Annotated in this window: 1 protein-coding gene; it reads right to left on the bottom strand. The window is 63.2% G+C overall.

All coding sequences use genetic code 11. The annotated features are described in order from the left end of the window. Positions 1-223 (bottom strand): 4-alpha-glucanotransferase (locus E4K09_RS23600; protein WP_134500145.1); only part of this gene is annotated, 223 nt, incomplete at both ends.

Genomic DNA, 223 nt, shown 5'->3' with positions numbered 1-223 from the left:
TCGGCAATGACGAGGCAGCGCGCGCGATGGCTTTCCACGCGCAGGACTGCGAGCATGGCCTCGAATGGGTAATCGACATAAGCGCCCTGCGAAGCCGGCGCACCCGAGGGAATGAGGAAAAGACGCTGAAGCTGGAATGCGTGATCGATGCGGATCGCACCTGCATGCCGCATATTCGCGGCGACAAGGTCCCGGAAGGCCGCCAAGCCCTGTTCCTCCAGCG

The sequence above is a fragment of the Microvirga pakistanensis genome (assembly GCF_004458765.1).
Taxonomy (GTDB): Bacteria; Pseudomonadota; Alphaproteobacteria; order Rhizobiales; family Beijerinckiaceae; genus Microvirga; species Microvirga pakistanensis.
This window is presented reverse-complemented; position numbering and strand designations above follow the sequence as displayed.